The sequence below is a fragment of the Lujinxingia vulgaris genome, assembly GCF_007997015.1.
In the GTDB taxonomy this organism is placed as follows: domain Bacteria; phylum Myxococcota_A; class Bradymonadia; order Bradymonadales; family Bradymonadaceae; genus Lujinxingia; species Lujinxingia vulgaris.
In genome coordinates this window covers 15,165-36,832 of the sequence record NZ_VOSM01000002.1, presented here as the reverse complement: position 1 = coordinate 36,832, position 21,668 = coordinate 15,165, and the positions used below count along the sequence as shown (strand labels likewise).

Here is a 21,668-nt window from a genome sequence, read left to right as displayed (position 1 = left end):
CCTGCGTAAAGAAGCGCCGGTCCTTACCTGGGGGCCGGCGTTTTTTTTGTGCGCTGACATGCGATTAAAAGCGGCCGACGACGCTCAACGCCAGCTGATCGTTGGCCGACCACAGCCCGCCCAGGCTGAGCGTTTCGGCCGGGTCCGGGCCGGCAAAGAGGTTGGCGCTGAGCCGCGCGCGCGCGCCACCCACAATCGGTCGCTCCAGCGCAAGCTGTGCGATCACGTCGCCCGGCGCCAGTGAGACCATCGCCCCGCCCTGCACATCGATCTTCCAGAGGCCGGTGCCCCAGTTCAGCGCGCCGGCCACGCCGTAGTAGCCCCCTTCAAAGAGGAGCAGGCGCGCGGCGGGATCGCCGCCCTCGTCGGGGTCGTTGAAGGCGCGCTGCACCGCGCTGTCGGCGGCAAAGGGATGCAGCCAGAAGCCCTCCAGCGTCAGCGCCAGCGCGCGCTCGTCGCTTAAGAGGCGCTCGTAGGAGAGGCCCAGCGCGGCGAAGACGCTGGCGCGGGTCACCGCCTCAAACTCGGTGGTGTAGAAGATGCGCCCCGGAGAAAACGCCACATCAGCGCGCACGCCAATCGGACCGATATAGCGCGCGCCGTCCGCCAGCAGCGTCAGGCGGCGCTGAAACTCCGAGCTTAAAAGCGTCTCCCCGGCCTCGGCTTTTGTGGAGATGCGCTGCGAGAGGGCGACCGTCTCGGGGTTTCGGGCGGTGAAACCGATAAAATCGAAGTCGGCGAAGAACTGCCCGTCCTCGGCAATGATGTTGAGCAGCGTGCGAAGATCCTCATCGAGCTCGATCTTCGGGGTGCGATCCCAGCCGTAGAAGACGCCCAGGCCCAGATCGGTGTTGGCCAGCGTGGTTGTCGCGCGCAGCCCGCCGCTCATATTGGCCGGGGTGGCCATGGGTCGGCGAGTGGCCTGGAGGAGAGGTTGCGCCAGGGGCCAGATCGAGGGGTCGAGCAGATCTTCTGCGAGCAGCACAAAGGGGAGCTGCTCGGCGATAAAGGGGTTCTGGCGGGTGGCCAGCGCGCTGTCCTGCCCGAAGAGCGCAACATCGTTGGGTTTGAAAAAGGGGACGACGACTGCGCTTAAGGTCAGCGCGTCGAAGGCGTAGGAGGCCTCAGCGGTGAGCTGCGGCAGGGTTGCTCCAAAAGCCCCGGCGCTGCCTGGCGAGCGCAGATCGGTGGGGTTGATCACATCGCCGGGGCGCGTGATGTCGGTGCTTCCCCAGGGGGTGCGCAGATTTCCGAAGGCCAGGCGCCAGCGATCTTTTCGCCACAGCACATAGGCCTCATCGAGCGCGACCTCGTCGTAGGCGCGCCAGGGGCCGCCCTCGGGGCGCGCGGCCCGGTGGGTGGCGCGCGCCCCGATCACCGCGCTCAGGTTGGCCGAGGCGTCATGCGTGATCTTCAGGCCGAGCTCGGTGGAGGTCTCAAAAAGATCTTCGCCGGGGGCGTCATGGGCCAGGTCGGCGAAGAGGCCGATGCCGGCGATGAGCGTCAGTTCGGTGTTTTGAAATGAGGCGTTGGAGCTCGGTGCCAGGGGCTCTCGGAGCGCCGGCGCTCCGCCTGTCTCATCCTCAAAGCGCTGATTCTCCGGGTCATAAAGCACCTCGGAGCCTCCGGCGCTCTCCTCGCCATCATCGCCCTGCGCATCGTCCCCCGGCGCCTCGGCCTGTTCTTCAAACGCCGGGTTCTCCGGATCGTAGAGGATCTCCTGCGCCCCGGCGCTGGCCACGCTCAGCAGGATCGCACAGCCCGAGATTGCCCCCGCCCACCCTCGTCGCACCTCCGGGCAGCTCACCGGCCCAGATCCTCGCGGCTGAAGACCGACTCGGGAAGCTCCACATTCGGGTCGAGCGCGTTGATGACGATCGTGGTGTAGCCACCCTGCTCTGAGCGCAGCGTCATCTGCTCGATGTAGCTGCGCCCGCCCTCGGTGGTGTTCAACTTCTCGCTAAAGAGCGTCTTCTCAAGCTCGCCATCTTTGCCGAAGAAACGGGTGCGCATCGGGATCTGATCCTCTTTGCGCAGGTAGGTGACCACGCGGCTGTAGTCACTTGATGCCGCGTCGGTAGGCCGCGCCTCGACCACGTAGACCGGGGTCTGCCCGATGGTCTCATCCGGGAGACGGCGGTAGGTGGCCTCGCGCAGATCGCGGCTCTCAAGATCAGCAAAGGTGAAGTGGGTGCCCAAAAACGCGCCGCGCTTCTGACGTCCCTCCACGCGTCGCGTGACGTTGAAGGCGGGCACGTACATCCAGACGTCGTCCTGGCCCTCGGCCTGCTCCACAAAGAGGAAGGACTGGCCGCGGACCTCCGGCGGATCGGTGAGCTCCACGCGGGTCGCACCACGCTCATCGGCGCGGCGAGAGCGGACATCCAGACGTCGCTCCCGCCGCTCCCCAGCGCGATCGTAGACGATGAGCGTGATCTGAGCGCGGCCGGACTCAAACCCGAGCGCATTGCGCTCAATGGCCTGATCGACAAGCTCCTGCGCACTCGGGTCCTCGGCCTGCTGCGCTGAGGCGCTGGCGACCAGAAAAAAAACGAAAAACGCTGCGCCCAGCGCGAAGATGTGTCGGGTCGGTGCAAAGGTCGCCATCATCACTCCCATAGAAGTATCGCTCACGGCGCGGACGAGGATCGCCCTTAACCGGCGGGTTTGTTGCCATCTTCGACGTCATCGTCCTGGTAGGCCTTCAAAAACTCCTGCTCCAGGGCGTCTTGAAGTTCGTGACGCTCCAGCTTCTCGGCAAGCTCTTCGGGGCTTAAGTCGACGAGCTGCTCCAGGATGTGCAGGCGGTTGGAGAGGCTGTCGATATGGTCGAGAAGATCACGCACGATGCGCTGGATCGGGTCGGGGAGACGATCGTGATCGAGGTCCGGCGGCCCCACCGTCTTGCGCTCCTCCCTGGAGACCACTCGCCCCGGGATGCCCACCACCGTGGCGCAGGCTTCCACATCTTTAACCACCACCGAGCCGCTGCCGACGCGCGCGCCGTCGCCGATGGTGACCGCGCCCAGGATGCAGGCGTTGGAGCCGATGGTCACCCCTTTGCCGATGGTCGGGTGGCGTTTGGTGCGCTTGAGGCTTGTACCACCGAGCACCACACCTTTGTAGATCAGGCAATCGTCGCCCACCACCGAGGTCTCCCCGATCACCACGCCCATGCCGTGATCGATAAAGACCCGGCGGCCGATGACCGCCCCGGGGTGAATCTCCACCCCGGTGAGATGACGGCTGTAGTGGCTGAGGATACGCGCGCCCAGATGGTGGCCGTGCGTCCACAGGCGATGGGAGAGGCGGTGCATCCAGAGCGCGTGCAGGCCCGGGTAGGTGGTGACCACCTCGGCCAGCGTGCGCGCGGCCGGATCGCCGCGACGCACCGCCTGGATGTCTTCGATGGCGTCTTTAAAAAATCCCAGCACGCCTCGGCGCTCGTTGCCCGGAGGGCTGGCGCTGAGCCGGGGATGAGGGCGTTTCAACTTCATGATGGTGTCCTGCCGGCGGTTGAGCCACGGGGGCGACCGGCGTCAAAGCTCACGGAAAAGAGGCGTGGAGAGGTAGCGCTCGCCGGTGTCGCAGAGCATCGTCACGATGCGCTTACCCGCAAACTCCGGGCGGCGCCCCACGCGGATCGCTGCGGCCACGTTGGCTCCGGCGCTGATACCTACGAGAAGCCCCTCCTCACAGGCCAGGCGCCGCGCCATCTCAAAGGCCTCGTCATCGTCGACGGTGAGGACCTCGTCGATGAGCGCCTCCTCGTAGATGTCGGGCACAAAGCCCGCGCCGATGCCCTGGACTTTATGCGGCCCGGCCACACCTCCCGAGAGCACCGGACTTCCGGTCGGTTCTACCGCGATGGCTTTAAAGTGAGGGTTTCGCTCTTTGAGTGTGCGCGTGACCCCGGTGATGGTGCCCCCGGTGCCCACGCCGGTGACGATGGCGTCGATGCGCCCCTGGCAGTCGGTCCAGATCTCGTCGGCGGTGGTCTCGGCGTGGATCTGCGGGTTGGCAGAGTTCTGAAACTGCTGAAGCATGATCGCCCCCGGGGTCGACTCGACCATCTGCCGGGCCTCCTCGACCGCCCCCTGCATCCCCAGCGAGCCGGGGGTGAGCACAAGCTCGGCCCCCAGCGCCTTGAGCAGCGTGCGCCGCTCCAGGCTCATGGTGTCGGGCATGGTCAGCACGAGTTTGTAGCCTTTTGAGGCGCACACAAAGGCCAGCGCGATGCCGGTGTTGCCGCTGGTGGGCTCCACAATCAGCCCGCCGGGCACAAGCACGCCGCGTTGCTCGGCGTCGGCGACCATTGCTGCGCCGATGCGATCTTTGACGCTCCCCAGCGGGTTAAAAAACTCCGCCTTGCCCACGATCTCGGCCGGGCAATCCCCGGTGACTTTGCTCAGGCGAATCAGCGGGGTTTTTCCCACCAGATCGACGATGCTCTCATAAATCGTCATAGCGTGTTTGCGCGCTGGTTCAGCGCGCCTCCTCAGTGGCCGGGGTTTGGGCGTAGCCGGGAAGACAGCTCAAAATCTCAAGGGCGGCCTCATAGCGGCCGAAGGGCGGCATAATATAAGCACCGGTCACCCGCGAGCCCACGGCTTCCAGAGTCTCCTGGGCGATGCGCACGCCTTCGGCGCGCGCGGCCTGCCCGGTGCCAGCGGCGCGCATGCGCTCGCGCACCTCCAGGGGCACGGCCATGCCGGGCACCTCATTATGCAAAAACTCCGCGTTTCGCGCGCTGGCCAGGGGCAAAAGCCCCACCAGCACCGGAAGATCGAGGTGCGCGATGTCGGCCAGGAAACGATCGAGCACCGCCGGATCATAAACAGGCTGCGTCATCACAAAACGGGCGCCGGCGGCCTTCTTTAATTCCAGGCGGCGCAGCTCCCGCTCGTAGTCGGCGGCAGCCGGCTCGGCCCCACACGCACAATAAAACGCCGTGGCATCGCCCACGGGCTTTCCGGCCGGATCGACGCCTCGGTTGAAGTTATTGATCATGCGCAGAATCCCCACGCTATCCAGATCGAAGACCGCCGTGGCGTGCGGATAATCGCCCACCTTGGGAGGATCTCCGGTGATCACCACCAGGTTGCGCAGATCGAGCGCCTCAAAGGCCAGCACGTCCGACTGCAGCCCGAGCAGGTTTCGGTCGCGGCCGCACAGGTGCAGAATCACCTCAATATCGAGCGACTCCTGGAGCATGCGCCCCAGCGCCCAGTTGGCCATGCGCACCGAGGCGCGCGGGCCGTCGGCGATGTTGATGACATCGACGCCCCCCTCAATGAGCATGCGCGCGGCCTCAATGGCGCGGTCGGCGCGCAGCCCCGAGGGCGGATTGACCTCCACGCTCACCACGAAGTTCTCGCGGCTCACAGCCTCACCGGCCGCCCGGGAGCGATGCGCCGCCTCAATCTTCTCGGCCAGCCGGGTGGGCACCTTCTGACTCTGCGCAAGCTCCGGCTCGGCCTCCTCGCGGGGCATACGCGCCGCGCTGACCTCCACGCTGGCGCGGCCCCCTCCCAGCATGCGCGCGGCCGCCGAGACCTGACGAATATGCTCCGGCCCCGTGCCGCAGCAGCCCCCCACCAGGCGCACACCCGCCTTAAAGAAGCGGCGCGCGTACACGCCGAAATACTCGGGGGTCGCCATATAAACGAGGCGCTCATCGACCTTGCGCGGGTAGCCGGCGTTGGGCTGGGCGATCACCGGAAGTCCGCAGCTGAGCATGTCCACGACCACGTCGTAGAGCACGTGCGGGCCCTCCATGCAGTTGGCGCCCACCACGTCGGCCCCCCAGTCGGCCAGCAGCATCGCCACCCGCTCGGGGTCGGCGCCGTCCCCTGTGCGACGCTCTCCGTCAAAACTCATCTGCGCGATCACCGGCAGGTCGCAGACCTCGCGCGCAGCCTCAAGCGCCATGCGAACTTCGGCCAGCTGACGGAAGGTCTCCAGCACGATCACATCGACCCCGCCCTCGGCCAGCGCCGTGATCTGCTCACGAAAGGCCTCGCGCATCTCTTCGAGCTCGCGCTCGGTGAGCATCGTCGGGGTGCGACCGGTCGGCCCCACCGATCCGGCCACCAGCGCCAGATCGCCGGCGACCTCCCGGGCGATCCGCGCCCCGGCGCTCGCGATCTCGGCCGCACGCTCCTCCAACCCGTGGCGTTTGAGCTTGATGCGGTTCGACGAGAAGGTGTTGGTCGTGATCACCTCGGCGCCCGCGCTCAAATATTCGGCGTGCACCGCCGCCACAAGGTCCGGCCGGGAGAGGTTCGCGTCATCAAAGGACTTATTGATGTAGATGCCGCGTTCGTAGAGTTGCGTACCGATCGCGCCGTCAAAGACAACGGGACCGGCAGCGAGCGCCTTTAAAAAGGGTGATTGCATCTGGATTTGACTCACATCACTGGCTTACGTTACGGACTGCGCGATCTGCGCCCGGCACTATAGTCGAGAAGCGCCCCGGGCTCCATGCCCCCAACCTCCCCTCCCTGCCCCAGACCAAAGTTATGATCGTCGAGCTGGTTAAAGAGTTTCGTTTTGAGGCCGCCCACCGCCTCCCCAACGTGCCCGAAGGGCATAAGTGCCAGCGCCTGCATGGCCACTCCTACCGCGTCACGGTGACGGTACGCGGCGAGGTCGACCCTGAGATGGGCTGGCTTCTGGACTATGGCGATATCAAGGCTGCGGTAAAGCCGCTGATCGTCGAGCAGCTCGACCATTATTACCTCAATGAGATCGAAGGGCTCGAAAACCCCACCTCGGAGGTGCTCGCCGGATGGATGTGGGAGCGCATCAAGCCTGTGCTGCCACAGCTGCACAGCCTGCAGATCCACGAGACCTGCGAGTCGAGCTGCATCTACCGCGGGGAGTAAGGGGGCCGAGGACCTTTGCCTCGCTCGGCAAACACCCGCTCTTCGGGGGCGGGGTTTGCCAGCTCCCAGCTCCAGGTCTCCGAATCGAGCTGGGCCGGTCCCTCCAACCTGAGCGAGCCGTCCTCCCCCAGATCATGGAGGTCCAGCCGCAGCGGCGCCGGCAGCTCGCCGGCACCATCGCTCAAGTCATGGGCGATGCCGTGCACGATCTCCTCGCGCCGCGCGCCCATGATCAACGCGATGGCCAGGCCCAGTGAGCCTGTGCCCATCGTCAGCAGAAACGCCGTATCGTACGACAACCCGGGGGCAAAGATCACCGCCATCACACAGACCACGGTGAGCGCGGCCAGCCCCGCTGCGCCCAGCAGCCTGCTCTGCACTCCGCGCGTGGCCACCCTGGGGTCAATAGGCGCCGGCACATAGGAGTGGCTCGCCGGAAAGTCACGACGGTGCACACGACGGCGTTTGCGACGTGCGGTCACCGTGTCGCGTCGATCCCTCCAGCGTCCTTGTTTTCTACGTGCCATCTCCAACCGCGCTGCAAGCTCGAAGAACGAGACCTCCTTGATTGAAGCCGCCGTTGCCATCGCCACATTCCCCCCGCCTGCGCGCTCAAAGCCCGGTGGCCCTGCGCTCGCGATCCTATCAAACATCGGCCCAAGACGCATGATCCCCATCTCCCCGGCCCCCTCAGCCCGGACAGCATTAACCTTAAGCACCTGAAATCATTTACGAATCCACACTCCGCGGGAATAATTATGCTCTGAGCGGATAATTTTTGCAGAAACCCGTTGACACCCCGGGGGGGCAGCTGTAGATATAGCTTCCGTTTCGGGGGAAACCCCGGAAACGAAACAGCCGGAGACACCAAGCTCCGGTGGTGGTTTGGCAAACAACCACGGTTGATTGTCGAACATGTTGGGCCGTTAGCTCAGTTGGTAGAGCAGCAGACTTTTAATCTGCGGGTCGGTGGTTCGAGCCCACCACGGCTCACGTCCCCTTCGTCTAGAGGCCTAGGACACCGGCCTTTCACGCCGGCGACACGGGTTCGAATCCCGTAGGGGACGCTCGGTCACACCGCTTCATCGTGACCACGTCTGTAACACGTAGCACCACATAGCAGGATCTTCAGCCCCTTGAGGGCTGATTGTCCCCTTCGTCTAGAGGCCTAGGACACCGGCCTTTCACGCCGGCGACACGGGTTCGAATCCCGTAGGGGACGCTCAAGAAACCGACTCATGCACATGAGTCGGTTTCTTTGTTTCTTGCTCAACCCAGCGCACGCTCGCCACCGCAATGCGTGAACGCCCTGGCCTTTAATGTTAAAAAGCCAGGATTGTGCTCATCTCTCCCGTTCCGCCACGATGATTACGTGGCGATGCACCCCGCGCCCGAGCCACCGCCAGGTGAGCACCTTCATCCCCCGGGCATTAAGGCGCTCAAGCCACCCCTCCACCCGATCAAACGCGAGGGGCTCGGGCGCCATCCCCCGCAGACGGTTCGCGCTGTGATCGAGGAAGGTCACAAGCCTGCGATCCCACTCCCGCTCATAGACCGTCTCCAGGATCACCAGGCGACGCGCCACCCGCGACGTTTCCGCCAGCACTTTATCGGGGCGTCGAGCGTGGTGGAGGGTGTAGGCGATGATCGCCACGTCAAACTGATCATCGTCCAGGGGCAACGACTCGCCATCGTAGGTGACCATCGGAAGTTCTGTGCGGTTGCGATCGTCGACCTCCGCCAACATCACCTCGTGGCCCGCCCCGGCCACAAGCTCACCCACAAAGCCCTCCCCCGCCCCCAGGTCGAGCACCCTGTCGCCAGGCCGAAGGTAAGGGCGCACGGCGTTGAACTTGGTCTTTGCGCGTCGGCGCAGCGCCCACGCAATGGCCCTCGGGCCCGCCTGCCATCCGATCATTGTTACCGCCCACACACTCTGCACCACCATCACCAGAATCTCCTCGGGGCGTCCCACCGCCGGAACATAAAAAAGATACGAGAGCATCAGCCCGAGCCCCGCAAGGCTCACCGACCAGGCGCCGGCCAGCGCGGCCGCCGCCAGCAGTCCCAGCGCGTACCAGGGATGCAGCACCGGGTTAAACACCAGATACGCCCCCCATGCCACCACCATCGCCAACGCCAGGCGCTCCCGGGTGCCGTTTTGCCAGAGTGCGGCTACCGCGATCGCCAGCATCGTCGCCAGCTGCAACGTCGGCGAAAGCACGTGCGTGACCGGCTCGGTGACGCCTTCGCGGTAGCCCAGAAGATAGCGCGCCGCGTAGTAAAGCGGCGCATCAAACGAAAACACGTCCGCATAAAGCGCCACGCTTTTTTGCTGATTGGCGATCAGGTCTTCAAACCAGAAGGGCGCATAGCCCGCCGTAAGCACGCCCACTGCCACCACCGCAGCGATGAGCGCATCGCGAAAACGCCCGCGCCGCCACAGCGCCACGCCCACAAGCGGGCTCACGATCAGAAAGGTAAGTTTGGCCAGGGCGCTCAGGCCGATCACCACCCCGATCTTCCAGGGAGCGCTGCGCCCCAGCATCAGCACCAGCGCCACCATCAGGCCCACGGCCAGCGCCTCGGTATGCCCACCGCCGGCAACCTCCCACACCACAAGCGGATGCCACCCGTAGAGGGTGGCCCACCCCACAGCGCGCCGCATCGCGATGAGCGCGCGCATGATCAGGAGCACCGCCAGAAGATCGGCCACCACAAAGAAGAGGCGCAACCACCGCTCCGATACACCCCCCAGCCACCTCGCAACGACTTCGGCAGAAGCAAAGACCGCCTGCGCCCCGGGCGGATACACCGTGTGGTAATCCGGGCTGTTCAGCCGCTTGAGCTCTGCCCACGACGACGCCCTTCCCACCTCCCCGGCATCGATCGCAGCGTCATCCGGCTCCCCCTTCAGGCGCGTCACACGCTCACGCGGCGTCTCGGCATAAGGGTTCTCCCCGCCGGCCACGATCGCCCCGTCCCACACGTAGCGCCACACATCATCCGAGAGCGAGACCGGCGCCATCCACGCCGCCACGCGCAGCGCCATCGCGCCGGCCAGCACCACCGCCACCCCGCGCCAGCGTGGCCCCCCGTTAAGCCACGTCCATCCCCCCCGCACGCCCCACCCCAGCAAGAACGCGCTCAGCCCCACAACGCCCAGAAATCGCCCGATGGCCTCGCGCGGGGGCGGCTCGCAAAGCGCGACCCACAACGTGAGCACTACGCTCAGCGCCAGCGCCAGCGCGATCTTCTGGCCCCCCTCTTCGCCGGCGCCAGCCTCACTCACTCGGGCTCACTCACTCGGGCGCACTCACACAAAACGCACCACGTGGTAGCGCTTCTTGCCGGCGCGCAGCACCAGCATCGACTCGCTGGCCAGGTCTTCCTCGCCAAGCACTTTATTCACGTCTTCAACGCGCTCATTGTTGATGTAGACCCCGCCCTGCTCCAGCAGCCGGCGCGCCTGACCCTTGGACTTCTGCAGGCCCGTCTCCACCAGCGCGTCCAGAAGCCCCAGCTCACCGCCCACCAGGCGCCCACGCTCCACTTCGGTCGAGGGCACCTCGGCAAAAATCGACTGCAAGTCGCGGTCGTTGAGCCCCTCGATCTTCTCGCCAAAGAGCATGCGGCTTGCGCGGATGACCTTTTCGCACTCCTCTTCCCCGTGAATCAGCGTCGTCACCTCGCGCGCCAACCGCTGCTGCACCTCACCGCGGTTCTCACCGGCGTCGATCTTCGCCTCCAGCTCCTCGATCTCTTCGCGGGGCATAAACGTGAACAGGCGCAGGAAACGCCCGCAGTCGGCGTCCCCCTGGTTGATCCAGTACTGGTAGAAGGCGTACGCGCTGGTCATCTCCCCGTCGAGGTAGACCGCGCCGCCTAAGCTCTTACCGATCTTCTTGCCGTCGGCCGAGGTGATCAGCGGGAAGGTCAGACCAAAGGTCGACTCACCGGTGCGCCGGCGAGTCAGGTCGACGCCGGCGGTGATGTTGCCCCACTGGTCGCTTCCGCCGACCTGCAGGCGACATCCCTCGTTCTGGTTGAGGTGCAAAAAGTCGTAGGCCTGAATCAGCATGTAGCTAAATTCGGTGTAGCTGATGCCCTGCTCGCGCTCCTCAAGACGCGCACGCACCGAATCTTTGGCCAGCATCTGATTGACGCGAAAATGCTTTCCGACCTCGCGCAAGAAGTCGATAAAGCTCCACTCCTTAAACCAGTCGGCGTTATTCACCATCGCCACCGGCTCGCCGGCTTTCGCATCTTCCGAGCGGTGCATCGTGCGTGAGGCGCCCAGCACGCGCTCGAGCTGCGCGCCGATGCTCTCGAGGTTGGCCTGCAAGGTCGCCTCATCGAGCAGGTTGCGCTCGGTGCTGCGCCCCGAGGGGTCGCCGATAAGCCCCGTCGCCCCGCCCACCAGCGCCAGGGGGCGGTGGCCGTGGCGGTAGAAATGCGCAAGGCCCATGATGCTCACCAGGTTCCCCACGTGGAGCGACGACGCCGTCGGATCAAAGCCGCAATAAAGGGTCATCGGCCCCTTGCTGAGCTCTTCGTCGAGCTCCTCGTGGGTCTGCTGGTAGATAAATCCACGCCAGGCGAGTTCGTTGAGAACGTCGCTTTGAAACTCGGTGGTTTGTTGCGTCATGGCTTTTCCAATTTTCAAATAAACTTTAACTTTCAAAGACTTACACACCTAAAACTCAGCGTGCGTAGTCGATAGCGCGGGTCTCGCGAATGACGGTGACCTTGATCTGGCCCGGATAGGTGAGCTCGTCTTCGATCTTGCGGGCGATGTCGCGGCTGAGCGCAAACGCGCCGGCGTCGTCGATGCTGCCGTGCTCGACCATCACGCGGATCTCGCGGCCGGCCTGAATGGCGTAGGTCTTCTCCACGCCCTTAAAGCTCATGGAGATGCGCTCCAGATCTTCGAGGCGCTTCACATAGGTCTCCAGGATCTCGCGTCGGGCGCCGGGGCGCGCGCCGCTCAGGGCATCGGAGGCGATGACCAGGTGGGCGATGACCGAGTTCTGGGGCTCGTCGTTGTGGTGCGCGGCCACGGCGTTGCGCACGATCTCATGCTCACCATACTTGCGGCAGAGGTCGGCGCCGATGATGGCGTGGCTTCCTTCCTGCTCGTGGGTGAGCGCTTTGCCGATGTCGTGCAGAAGACCGGCGCGCCGGGCCATCTTCACGTTCACACCGAGCTCGGAGGCCATCAGGCCGCATAAAAAGCCAACTTCGATGGAGTGCGACCACATATTCTGGCCGTAGCTCGTGCGGTATTTGAGCCGCCCGACCATCTTGATGAGCTCCGGGTGCAGCCCGTGGATGCCCAGCTCAAAAGCCGCCTGCTCACCGGCCTCTTTGATGCTCTGGGCGACCTCCTGATCGGTCTTGGCCACCACCTCTTCGATGCGGGTGGGGTGAATGCGACCGTCGGCGATGAGCTTGTCGAGGGAGCGGCGCGCGATCTCGCGGCGCACCGGGTCAAAGCCGCTGACGATAACCGCCTCGGGGGTATCATCGATGATGATGTCGACGCCGCTGGCGGCTTCCAGCGCGCGAATGTTGCGGCCCTCGCGACCGATGATGCGACCTTTCATATCGTCGGAGGGAAGGCTCACGACGCTGACGCATTTCTCGGCCACAAAGTCGCCGGCGTAGCGTTGCACGGCCACGCTGATGATCTTCTGGGCGCGCTTATCGGCCTCTTCTTCGGCCTGCTCTTCGATGACCTTGATCTTGCGGTTGGCCTCAAGCTCCGCCTGGTTGACCATACGCGCCACAAGCTCAGCGCGGGCCTGCTCGGCGCTGTAGCCGGCGACTTTTTCGAGCACCAGCTCCACTTCACCGCGCTGACGCTCAAGCTCCAGCTCACGCGAGGAGAATTGCGCCTCGCTCTCGGCGACCTGCTGCTCGCGGGTCTTCACGGCCTCTTCACGCTCATCAAGGCGCTCAGCGCGGGCGTCCAGGTTGGACTCGCGGTTGCTCAGACGCTCTTCGATCTTCTGCTGCTCGGCGCGGCGGCTCTTGAGCTCGGCTTCGCCTTCTTTTTGTGCGGCGAGTACAACCTCGCGGGATTTGATCTCGGCATCTTTGATGAGCTTATCGGCTTCGGCCTCGGCCTCGCGCTTGATGCGCTGAGCGGCGTCTTCGGCCTCATTTTTGGCCTCGGCTGTGAACTTCTCCACAAGCTCGGCGCGCACGCTCTCACTGAGCTCCGCGCGCACTTCATTCTCAACGCGCCGACGCGTGCTCTCGACGGTCTCATCTTTGAGCGCCTCCACGCGCTGGTCGACGAGCTCCTGCTGCTGAGCCTGGGCGCGAGTGCGGGCCATGAGGGTGCCCAGCACCACCCCGATGATCCCGCCGACGATCAGATAGAGCATCAGCTCCATGTCCTACTCCTTCGATGTATGTAAAGACGACGCCTGGTCTGGCACATGCCAGCGCGTGGGCGTCGCGATGATGTCCATAGGGCGGTCGTGGGCCTCGTCGGGCAGCTCCTCATCGATGAGCTGCCAGTCGTATCCCACCCCGATCAATAAGGCGTGTGTGACCCCGGCCAGGGCGCGGTCGTAGTAGCCACGCCCCGAGCCCAGGCGATGGCCGCGTCGGTCAAAGGCCAGGCCCGGCACCACAAAGAGGTCGATCTGGCTCAAATCGCAGGCCGGCCCTTCGGGCTCCAGGATGCCAAAGGCGCCGGGTGTGAGCCGGTCGAGCTGGCCGGCGTCGACAAAGTCGAGACGGTCGGAGGCGTTGACCCGCGGCAGGTAGACGCGGGCCCCCTGGCTGAGTTTTTCGTAGAGGGCGGCGGCCACGCTGAGCTCGGCGCCTGCGGCCCAGTAGGCGGCAACGTGGCGCGCGGCGAAGAACTCCGGCGCGCCCATCAGCTGCTCGCAAAGCGCTGCAGCCTCGCGCTCGCGCAGGGGTGCATCCAGCGCCCGACGCCGCGCGCGTAGCTCTTTTCGCAAGCGCGTCTTTTGCAAACCTGGGGCGTCTGCTGGGCTCACCGCTGCACTCGTCTTCGGGATGCCTCACAGGCACCCTTGTCGCGAGCTCAGAAGTTCGGTTCGGGCTCAGACACCGCGGTGGGGGTCGGATGGATAAACTTCGATCGCGCCTTCAGGCCTCCTCGACCTGACTGATCAAATCAACGAGCGTCTCGGTGGTCTCTTTGAGCTGCACGCGCATGCGATGCAGCTCCTCTCGGGCCTCAAAGAGCTCCTCGGCCACATTCATGCTGGCCAACATCATCAATTTATCTATGGGCGCACTGGGAGCGGCGCTCTGCAGCTCCTCAGCTTTATGGTCGATATAACGCGCCAGGTTTCGAACGAAGGTCGCGTCGCGATCACTTCGAATCGTCATCTTCTGGCCACGGATCTCGATCTGGATCGGTCCCGACCCCGAAGCGGTATCCGAGACGGACGTGGGCGCGCGGCGGCCTGAACCGGTCTTCGTACTCTGCGAACTCACGTGCACCTCCGAGCTTCGAGTCGTCTCTCGAAATAAGGCCGCGCACAAAGCGCTGCCGACAAAATCGCCCCCGGGGGGAGGCGGTCCCAATTATTAGAGCGTGGAAAGCCGGGCGGCAACCCCAAAACAGATTCGTAACACGGTCCGCCACGCAAAATCTGCTCCTCTTCCGATCCCGCTCAGCTCTGCTACACTGCACACGTCGCGCGCCACCCCTTTTGCGGAGTCTGTATGGCCGACCACCCCTCGCAGACCCTGGAGCAAGGCTCCGAGGGTCTCGACGATCGATCCGAAGAGCTCAGCGAACGCACCGAGGCCGACGCCCAGATCCGCTTCTATCGGGCGATGGCCAATACCGAGCTCGACTACGGCACTGTGCTGCGCCGGCTGGCGCGAGCCACCGCCGATGTGGTCTTCGATCTGTGCATCGTCTACCTGGTCGATGAGGCGCGCGGGGTCTTTCCGGCGGCGGCCTTCCACCCCAACCCCGAGGCGCTGGCCGCGCTGCACCGGGCGTTCTCCTCGGGAGAGAGTCGCGCCGGCGACGGGCTTATTGAGCGCATCATCGCCCGCCGCGAGTATTATTTTCGCCCCCGCTGGAACCCGCGCCTGCTGGAGCCGCATCTTCCCGCCGGCTCCAGTGTGGATCTGGACATCGAGATCCACAGCCTGATCGCCGCGCCGATGATCACCACCGAGGGTGACTGCATCGGCGCGCTCCTGATGGGACGCCACACCACCACCGCCGCGTACAATGAGACCGATCTGGCGCTGATCGAGTGGATCGCCTCCCACGCCGCGATGAAAGTAGAGACGGCGCGCCTCTACCACACCCTCAAAAAGACCAACGCCGAGCTCGACGAGGCGGTCAAAGCTCGCGACACCTTCATCGCCATCGCCGCCCACGAGCTGCGCACGCCGCTGAGTACGCTGAAGTTGCACGCCCAGATGCTGCGGCGCTTCGCCACCCGCGACCCCGAGAGTTTTACCCCGCAGATGGTCGTCGATCGCCTGGGCTCGGTCGACCGGCAGGTCAACCGCCTCGATCGCCTCATCGACCAGCTGATGAACGTCTCGCGCATCATCGACGGGGGAATGGCCCCGGAGCTCGGGCCCTGCGATCTCTGCGTGGTGGCCCGCGACGTCGTCTCGCGTTTTGAGCAGGCCCTCGAAGATGCGGGCTGCCAGCTTTCCCTCAGCGCCCCGCCCGGCGTTCACGGCATCTGGGATCTGGATCGCCTCGACCACATCCTGACCAACCTCGTCTCCAACGCCATCAAATACGGCGGCGGCCAGCCCATTGAGGTGCGCGTCTTCTGCGACGCCGACGGCGCCCGCGTCGAGGTCGAGGATCGCGGCGAGGGCATCGCGCCGAGAGATCGGGAGCGGATCTTTGAGCGATTTGAACGTGTGATCTCCAGTCGACAGACCAAAGGAATGGGGCTGGGGTTGTGGATCGTTCGCTCTTATACCGAGAGCCTCGGTGGCCAGATCCGCGTGGAGAGCGAGCTGGGCCAGGGCTCGACCTTCATCCTCGAACTGCCGCTTCACTCCCCCGCCAACCAGGGCGCGTAATCTCGATGTTGAGCGTCTGTGGGCGGTGCCCGGGCATTACAATTCTTATCATTTTGGGGAATGGGGCTGGGTTGATGGATCGTTGGTCACTACAATGGGTGCCCGGCGACCCATTCAGCGCGCCGTGAATGCTGGACCGGGGCTAGACGCCTCACTCGCCATTCTACACCCTTTTCCATCGCCAGTTTGAGCCCGCCATCATGACTTCGAGACGTACTTCGAAAGACTTTGCGCGCCTCCCGGGTGTTACATTTCTTATCATTTTGTTCCTGCTGATGGTGGGTGCGGGGTGTGTGCCGCCGGCCGAGGGGGTCGATCCTCTGAGCGAGCCCACGGATAACTGGGAGTTCGAAGATCTGGATCGCCCTCCCCTCGATGCGCGCATCGCGCAGGTGGTGGAGGCGACCAATCGTGCCCGCGCCCGCGCGCAGGATTGCGGGGTGCACGGGCCGATGGAGGCGGTCGGGCCGGTCGAAGCCGATGAGGCTCTGGAGATGGCCGCCACCGCCCACGCTCACGATCTGGCGGCGATGGGAGCGCTGAGCCACACCGGCAGCGACGGCAGTGATTTTGTGGAGCGCGCCGAGCGCGCCGGTTTTGAGGGGCAGCCCGTTGGCGAGAACATCGCGGCGACCTTTCGCCTTGGCGAAGCGCTGGTGCGGGGCTGGATTGATTCCGACGATCATTGCCGGGTGCTGATGAACCCCGACGCCCGTTTTATCGGCGTGGGGCTCTTTGATGCGGAGCCGGGCGCGCGTTTTTCAACCTACTGGGTGCAGGTCTTCGGGTATTGAGGCCGGGGCAGGAGCGCGTCAGGTGGGTGGAGCGCTGAGGTCATCCCGGCGTTGGACTTTTGGCCCTCCGGGCCCGCGTGGCGTTGCCTGAGATTCAGACATCACACGCGCGTCTCAAGCGCGTCGCATATCAACGTCTCGCGATGAGACCGCGACGCGTTATGCCTCGCTCTGCGTCCTTTCGGTGGGTTTGCAGGCCAGCTCCACGCCGGCCGCCGAGCCGAGCACCCAGGGGAGCAGCAGGGCCAGGGGAAGGAGCATGTTCTGGAAGATGGCCGGCCAGATAAGCCCCACCAGCTGTACGAGCAACCCGAGGATCGCGAGCGAAGCGAGCGCGCGCCAGATAAGGCGAAGCCCGCGCCGGCTCCCCTCACTGCCAAAAGCCACCCGCAGCGCGACGAAAGCCCCGAGCAGGGTGAGCGGGTTGGCAAGGAGCAGGTTGAGGTTCCAGTAGGTCACGGTGTGATCGGTCATCGCCGCCATCACAAAGAGCCCGGTGCCCACCAGACCGAAGAGGCCGGCGAATGCGCCCAGGTAGAGGCCAAACGCCACCCGGGGTCCGCGTCGTTCGGGGTGGCGCTGTGCCCGCCAGCCCAGCAGCGCGCTGAGCGCGCCAAGAAGCACGCCCACGCCCAGCCAGAAGGGCCAGTGCGTCGCCGGGGCCTCGGGCGTGGGCGCGCGACTCGACTTGAACACCTGATGGGTGCGCAGCACCAGAGGTTGGGTGTTGCCCTCGGCATCGACATACTCAAAGTCGAGCACGGCCTCCTCCAGCACTTCCGGCAAGAACATCGCGTCCCACACCGCGATGGGGCGGTCGATCTCGTTGTTCATCAGGAACATCAAGAGCCAGTCCATCGGCTTAAGGTGCTGGGAGTGGCGCCGGGTATGCCCGCGCAGCGTCAGCGCATCATCATGCGAAAATGCCTCCTTAAACTGCCCGCCCACCGCCTTATCGATGATGTCACGCACCCGCGTGGCGCAGTTATCGTCGTAGTGATGGTAGAGGTACTGGCGGTTCTCCGGGCGCACATTATCGGCCAGAAACGCCGCCACCTCCGCCCGAGCCTCAGGCGGCAGGTTCAGCTCGATCACACGCACGTCACGGTCTTCGGCAATATAAAACTGGTAGGTCGGCGCCACCGGCGCCGGCGCCACCCAGAAGAGCAGCCGCCCCATGGCGAAGTTCATCAACATCCCATCGCCAAACGAGAACATCCCGTAGTTGTAGAGGCGAGCGGTGTTGTAGCGGCGATCTTCGACCACAAGTGCGGTGTGACCAAACCACTGCGGGATCTGATCGCCCGGGCTAAACGTCGCCAGACTGATCACCAGATCTTCGGGGCGGCTTAACCCTTTGCCCCAGGGCGTGTTGTAGGCCTGGGCCGGGCGCACCGCGCTGAGCAGTGTCACTCCCATCACCAGCACGACCAGCAGCGGCAACACCGCCCTGTGCCACCTTTGGTGGCCCCATGGATTCTGTCGGCTCAAAACGAATACCCGAGGTTGAAGTGCAGACTCCCAAAGCTCTCGCCGGGGCGGCGGTCGAGCACCACGCCGTAGTCGAAGAGGAGGGGAATCTGGTCAAAGATCAAATAGCGAAGCCCCAGCCCCGCGGTGGTGCGCACCCGTGAGAGGGGCGCCTCATCGGGGAAGGCGTTGGCAAAACACTGCGCGGAGCTTCGTCGGCCGGCCTCATCGAAGCAGTCGACGAGCAGCCCGGCGTCGAAGAACGTCGCCCCGTACACGCTCCATTCCTTAATCAGCGGATAGCGCAGCTCGGCCGTATAGCTCATCATCAGCTCGCCGCCCAGCGGCTGCTGGCGCGCCCCCACCGGCCCGAGCACGTTGGTGGGGAAGCCGCGCACGGTGCCCACCCCGCCCAGATAGAAGCGCTCATCGGGGGGCACCAGGCTCTGGCGCTCGGCGAAGGGCACGATCTGACCGTAGCGCAGCCCCTGGCCAAGCACGTAGTCGCCCCGCGCATCCAGGCTGAAAAAAGCGCTGAGGGCGGCCGAGAGGCGCAGGTAGCTGTCGCCGATCAGATCTTCACCGTCCTGGCTGAGCGCATCACCACTGACGAGCTCGGGCTTGATCTCCACATAGTAGCCGGAGCGCGGATTGAGGGGGCTGTCGCGGCGGTCGAAGTTGATCTCCGGCAACAACTTCGCCGTGGCCCGCCGTGGCGAGAAGATGCGCTCGCCAGCGATGCGCGGGTCGTTGGCCGTCCAGGTCGCGGCCTGCTTGGCCTCCACGCCGAAGGTCAGGTAGAGGCGGTCGGCGATCTCCTCAAGCTCCTTGCGCAGCTCCAGGCGAAGCCCCCACTCCTCGCGCAAGACCTGGTCGTTGGTCACCCCGAGAAGATCGAGCAGATAAAAAGGTGTGATCGTCAAAAAGAGCTTATCGATGCCGGTCTGGCTCTTTAAAAAACGCGGATGGCTGTAAATAAGCTCTGCGCCAAAGAGGTAGTCCAGCCCCCGCTCCCCGGTCCCCCCTTCGCCGGCGGCGCGCGCCAGCTGCGCAAGCTCCAGGGTATCGACCGCCGAGATCAGCCGCGGCCGAAAACGTTGGCCCGTGCCAAAGAGGTTGTTGTCGGTGAACTGCGCCTCGCCAGTCAGCAGCAGGCGGCGGCTCTCCCCGAGCAGATCTCGCCCCTCCAGCCCCACGCTGAACTCCACAAAACGCGCCCGTGACTCCTCCACGCTGATGATCAGCGCAGCCTCGATCTCCTCGGCTCCCTCCTCGACATTCTCCAGGCCGATGGTCTCAATGCTGACCGAGTCGAAGAGGCCCAGCTGGCGCATATTGCCCTGGCCCTCGATGAGTTTTTGCACGTCGAAACGATCGCCTGTGGCAAGGGGCAACTCCCGGTAGATCACCGAGGAGCGCGTGCGGAAGTTCCCCTTGAGCAGCACCTCGCCAACGCGCACCCGCGGCCCCTCCTCAATGCGATGTTGCACACGCACCGCTTCGGCCATCACCCCGCCGGAGAACTCGCAGACCGGGCTGCGCTCGACGCGCTCACACGCCAGCGCCGCAGTCACCCCCTCGCGCCACTCGCAGCGGCCGCGCTCCAGCTCCGCAAAACTCGTCGCCCGACATGTCTGCGGAAGTTGCGGAGCCTCACAGGGAACCACCTCGCCAGTAAGCAGCCGGCAGGTCGTGGTGACCTTCGCCAGCGGATAGCCGATCGAGCCGTAATACTGCGAGATCCTCGACTGATCGGCACGCACGTTCATCGGCACAAAGGGATCGTCGGGTTTCACGGAGAGCATCGCCTCGAGCGTTCCCGCAGGCAGCGCCCGGATGCCCTCAATATCCACCCGATCGACGAGGGTCTGCGGGCCCTGACGCACCTCCACCCGCACCCGCATCCCCGCACCGGAGTCATCCACCTCCAGCATAAAGATCGGTGCGAGTGCCTGCAGGTAGCCCTGCTCGCGCATCCGCTCCTCCAGCGCGCTCATGTCGGCAAGAAGCCTGTCGGTCTGCAGAAAACCGGCCGTATCAAAGATGCCAAAGGCCTGGGTGCCAAACTCCGAGAGCAGCTCCGCCTCCGAGAACGCCCGCGCCCCGTGAATGCGGACCTCGTTGATCTGAACCTGCGGCCCCTCCTCGATCTCAAAGCGCAGCGCGCGGTTGAGGCGATCTTCGGCGACTTCTTCACCATCCACACGCGCGAAGGGGTAGCCCCGGGTCTCATAGAGCTGGCGGATGGCGCTCTCAGCGGCGCGAATCTCATCGGCATCGACGTAGCCCGACTCAAAGAAGGGTAGCTGCGCGGTGAGCGTGGCGTCGTCAAAGAGGCGGCTGCCCTCAAAGCTCAGCGCCCAGTAAGGCCCCTCATCCACCTCGAAGAGCAGGCGCACGCAGCCCTCATCGCCGTACTCCTCGACCTGCTGATCGACCACACGGGCACGAAAATACCCGCGCCGGCGGTACTCGGCGATCAGGGCATCTCGCCCCTGACGCACCGTCTCCGTGGTGTAGGTCGGCAGCAAAAGCGGCACGCGCCGCGAGAGCACCGAGACATCGCTCAAGAGCAAATCCTGGGCCTGAGCGGCGGTCATCCCGCGCACCCCACGCAGACCGATCTCACAGATGGAGCGCTCCTGCCCCCGGGCCACTTGAAAGACCAGATCCACCAGGTGGCGCTCCCCATCCACCGGGTTGACCACCATGCGCACCTCGGTGTCGTAGTAGCCCTCGCGCTCAAAGAGCGCGGCCAGGCTGGCAAGCTGCGCCTGGGCCCGCTCCGGGCTCTCCAGAAACACCTGCCCCGGGCGGTACATCAGCACCTTGCGAAGCTCCGTCTCAAAGGGCGGAGGTTTGAGCCCCTCAAAGCCCACCCGACGAATCAGCACCGCGCCGCGGGCCTCCAGCGAGACGAAGACCGACGCCCCCACCCGACGTCGCTCCACGGTGATCGCCGAGAAGAACCCCGTCTTGAGCAGCCGGCGCTCCGCCCGCTCCATCGCGTCACGACTGTAGGTCTGGCCCACGTAGAGACCGCTCAGCTCCCGAAACCGGTCCACCCCCAGCGGGCGCTGGCACAGCTCCAGATCGCAGCGAAACGCCACACGCCCGATCGGAAGCCCGTCAAACTCCTGATCGACGGCCCGCTCGGCCTCCCGCTCCTCATAGATCTCGGTCAGAGGATTGAGCGGACTTACCGGCACCCCCACCCCGCCCGGGCCACTGCCTGGCGACTCCGATGATGGCGACTGGGCCGACGGCGCCTGCAAAGGTTCAGACGCCTCGCCGACGGCAGGCACCTCCGCCTGTCCATCACCCTCGGTGCTAGTCTGGGCGTAGGCTCGCGGCAGCGCCAACAGGCACATGCCCCACAGAAGGATCCACAGCGCGACCCGCTGCCAGCCCCCTCGCCATGCCTGTCCACCAACCTCAATCACACCCGCTCCGGCCTACA

The 21,668-nt window shown here is 64.9% G+C and carries 16 protein-coding genes and 3 tRNA genes; 6 read left to right on the top strand and 13 right to left on the bottom strand.

Annotated features, from left to right (window positions below):
• Positions 1-64: 64 nt before the first annotated feature.
• From FRC98_RS03835 to FRC98_RS03815, 5 genes are read right to left on the bottom strand one after another with little or no spacing between them, the layout of a single operon-like run.
• Positions 65-1,807 (bottom strand): hypothetical protein, encoded by a 1,743-nt coding sequence (locus tag FRC98_RS03835; protein ID WP_146979985.1) that lies wholly within the window; start codon positions 1,805-1,807, stop codon positions 65-67.
• Positions 1,804-2,607, bottom strand: coding sequence for an outer membrane lipoprotein-sorting protein (locus tag FRC98_RS03830; RefSeq protein ID WP_230467247.1), 804 nt, complete (start codon positions 2,605-2,607; stop codon positions 1,804-1,806). Before FRC98_RS03830 ends, FRC98_RS03835 begins: the two co-directional genes overlap by 4 nt.
• A 47-nt stretch (positions 2,608-2,654) precedes the next feature.
• Positions 2,655-3,497, bottom strand: coding sequence for a serine O-acetyltransferase (gene cysE / locus FRC98_RS03825; RefSeq protein ID WP_146979983.1), 843 nt, complete (start codon positions 3,495-3,497; stop codon positions 2,655-2,657).
• Between the two features lie 42 nt (positions 3,498-3,539).
• The gene (cysK, locus tag FRC98_RS03820) at positions 3,540-4,466 is read right to left on the bottom strand and encodes a cysteine synthase A (protein ID WP_146979982.1); all 927 of its coding nucleotides are present in this window, start codon (positions 4,464-4,466) and stop codon (positions 3,540-3,542) included.
• A gap of 19 nt (positions 4,467-4,485) precedes the next feature.
• Complete coding sequence (locus FRC98_RS03815) at positions 4,486-6,399, bottom strand: bifunctional homocysteine S-methyltransferase/methylenetetrahydrofolate reductase (protein WP_230467246.1); 1,914 nt, start codon at positions 6,397-6,399, stop codon at positions 4,486-4,488.
• A 122-nt stretch (positions 6,400-6,521) separates the two neighbouring features.
• Between FRC98_RS03815 and queD the strand changes: the two genes are divergently transcribed.
• Positions 6,522-6,887, top strand: coding sequence for a 6-carboxytetrahydropterin synthase QueD (gene queD, locus FRC98_RS03810; protein WP_146979980.1), 366 nt, complete (start codon positions 6,522-6,524; stop codon positions 6,885-6,887).
• On the opposite strand, the gene FRC98_RS03805 is transcribed toward queD, so the two are convergent.
• A complete protein-coding gene (locus FRC98_RS03805; RefSeq protein WP_146979979.1) occupies positions 6,872-7,282 on the bottom strand; it encodes a hypothetical protein in 411 nt (136 codons plus the stop codon). The genes queD and FRC98_RS03805 overlap by 16 nt on opposite strands.
• Before the next feature lie 525 nt (positions 7,283-7,807).
• Here FRC98_RS03805 and FRC98_RS03800 point away from each other — a divergent pair.
• The 3 genes from FRC98_RS03800 (at position 7,808) to FRC98_RS03790 (ending at position 8,109) form a co-directional block, all read left to right on the top strand.
• Positions 7,808-7,880 (top strand) — tRNA-Lys (locus tag FRC98_RS03800).
• A gap of 1 nt (position 7,881) precedes the next feature.
• Positions 7,882-7,954 (top strand) — tRNA-Glu (locus FRC98_RS03795).
• Positions 7,955-8,036: 82 nt separating this feature from the next.
• Positions 8,037-8,109, top strand: a tRNA-Glu gene (locus tag FRC98_RS03790).
• 120 nt (positions 8,110-8,229) lie between these two features.
• Here the strand turns inward: FRC98_RS03790 and FRC98_RS03785 are convergent.
• The 5 genes from FRC98_RS03785 to FRC98_RS03765 form a co-directional block, all read right to left on the bottom strand.
• Positions 8,230-10,179, bottom strand: a complete 1,950-nt coding sequence (locus FRC98_RS03785) for a methyltransferase domain-containing protein (RefSeq protein WP_146979978.1) — start codon at positions 10,177-10,179, stop codon at positions 8,230-8,232.
• A gap of 24 nt (positions 10,180-10,203) precedes the next feature.
• On the bottom strand, positions 10,204-11,535 hold the full coding sequence (gene tyrS, locus FRC98_RS03780) for a tyrosine--tRNA ligase (RefSeq protein WP_146979977.1): 1,332 nt from the start codon (positions 11,533-11,535) through the stop codon (positions 10,204-10,206).
• A gap of 55 nt (positions 11,536-11,590) precedes the next feature.
• Positions 11,591-13,288: a ribonuclease Y gene (gene rny, locus FRC98_RS03775; RefSeq protein ID WP_230467245.1), complete on the bottom strand. Its 1,698-nt coding sequence runs from the start codon at positions 13,286-13,288 to the stop codon at positions 11,591-11,593.
• A gap of 3 nt (positions 13,289-13,291) precedes the next feature.
• Positions 13,292-13,864, bottom strand: a complete 573-nt coding sequence (locus tag FRC98_RS03770; protein WP_230467244.1) for a 5-formyltetrahydrofolate cyclo-ligase — start codon at positions 13,862-13,864, stop codon at positions 13,292-13,294.
• Positions 13,865-14,015: 151 nt separating this feature from the next.
• Entirely contained in the window at positions 14,016-14,369 is a 354-nt protein-coding gene (locus FRC98_RS03765; protein ID WP_283809633.1) for a cell division protein ZapA, read from the bottom strand.
• A gap of 231 nt (positions 14,370-14,600) precedes the next feature.
• Between FRC98_RS03765 and FRC98_RS03760 the strand changes: the two genes are divergently transcribed.
• Positions 14,601-15,944, top strand: a complete 1,344-nt coding sequence (locus tag FRC98_RS03760; RefSeq protein WP_146979974.1) for a GAF domain-containing sensor histidine kinase — start codon at positions 14,601-14,603, stop codon at positions 15,942-15,944.
• 200 nt (positions 15,945-16,144) lie between these two features.
• Positions 16,145-16,738 (top strand): CAP domain-containing protein, encoded by a 594-nt coding sequence (locus tag FRC98_RS03755; RefSeq protein ID WP_146979973.1) that lies wholly within the window; start codon positions 16,145-16,147, stop codon positions 16,736-16,738.
• 159 nt (positions 16,739-16,897) lie between these two features.
• Here FRC98_RS03755 and FRC98_RS03750 read toward each other — a convergent pair whose 3' ends face one another.
• Entirely contained in the window at positions 16,898-18,157 is a 1,260-nt protein-coding gene (locus tag FRC98_RS03750; RefSeq protein ID WP_146979972.1) for an Lnb N-terminal periplasmic domain-containing protein, read from the bottom strand.
• A gap of 68 nt (positions 18,158-18,225) precedes the next feature.
• A complete protein-coding gene (locus FRC98_RS03745) occupies positions 18,226-21,651 on the bottom strand; it encodes a POTRA domain-containing protein (protein ID WP_146979971.1) in 3,426 nt (1,141 codons plus the stop codon).
• Positions 21,652-21,668 lie beyond the last annotated feature (17 nt).